The sequence below is a fragment of the Zoogloea sp. LCSB751 genome (assembly GCF_002028455.1).
Lineage (GTDB): Bacteria > Pseudomonadota > Gammaproteobacteria > Burkholderiales > Rhodocyclaceae > Zoogloea.
The window spans coordinates 1-1227 of the sequence record NZ_MWUM01000068.1 but is presented as its reverse complement, the minus strand read 5'-3'; the positions used below and the strand labels follow the sequence as shown (position 1 = coordinate 1227).

The window sequence follows — 1227 nt, the reverse complement described above, 5'->3', positions numbered from 1 at the left end:
CATGCCCTTGCTGAGGGCCTCATCCTCGCCGATGCCCTGCTTCGCCGCGAAGTCGCGCACGTCCTGGGTAATCTTCATCGAGCAGAAGTGCGGGCCGCACATGGAGCAGAAGTGGGCGACCTTGGCCGATTCCTTGGGCAGGGTTTCGTCGTGGAAGCTCTTGGCCTTGTCCGGGTCCAGGCCCAGATTGAACTGGTCGTCCCAGCGGAACTCGTAACGGGCCTTGGACAGCGCGTTGTCGCGGATCTGCGCGCCCGGGTGGCCCTTGGCGAGGTCGGCGGCGTGGGCGGCCAGCTTGTAGGTGATGATGCCTTCCTTCACATCGTTCTTGTCCGGCAGGCCCAGGTGCTCCTTGGGGGTCACGTAGCACAGCATGGCGGTGCCGTACCAGCCGATCATCGCGGCGCCGATGCCGCTGGTGATGTGGTCGTAGCCGGGGGCGATGTCGGTGGTCAGCGGGCCGAGGGTGTAGAACGGAGCTTCCTTGCAGTGCTTCAGCTGCAGGTCCATGTTCTCCTTGATCAGGTGCATCGGCACGTGGCCCGGACCTTCGATGATGGTCTGTACGTCGTGCTTCCAGGCGATGTCGGTCAGCTCCCCGAGGGTTTCCAGCTCACCCAGCTGCGCGGCGTCGTTGGCGTCGTAGATGGAGCCGGGGCGCAGGCCGTCGCCGAGGCTGAAGGCTACGTCGTAGGCCTTCATGATTTCGCAGATGTCCTCGAAGTGCGTGTAGAGGAAGCTTTCCTTGTGGTGCGCCAGGCACCACTTGGCCATGATCGAGCCGCCGCGGCTGACAATGCCGGTCATGCGGTTGGCGGTCATCGGGATGTAGCGCAGGAGCACGCCGGCGTGGATGGTGAAGTAGTCGACGCCTTGCTCGGCCTGTTCGATCAGCGTGTCGCGGAAGATCTCCCAGGTCAGCTCCTCGGCCTTGCCGTCCACCTTTTCCAGGGCCTGGTAGATGGGCACGGTGCCGATCGGCACCGGGCTGTTGCGGATGATCCACTCGCGGGTTTCGTGGATGTTCTTGCCGGTGGACAGGTCCATCACCGTGTCGCCGCCCCAGCGGGTGGCCCAGGTCATCTTGTCCACTTCCTCGTTGATGGAGGAGCCGAGCGCCGAGTTGCCGATGTTGGCGTTGATCTTCACCAGGAAGTTGCGGCCGATGATCATCGGCTCGGACTCGGGATGGTTGATGTTGTTGGGGATGATGGCGCGGCCGCGGGC

At 64.0% G+C, this 1227-nt stretch carries 1 protein-coding gene; it reads right to left on the bottom strand.

The features are described 5' to 3' along the window. Positions 1-1227 (bottom strand): phosphomethylpyrimidine synthase ThiC (gene thiC / locus B4920_RS25745; protein WP_139379637.1); only part of this gene is annotated, 1227 nt, incomplete at both ends.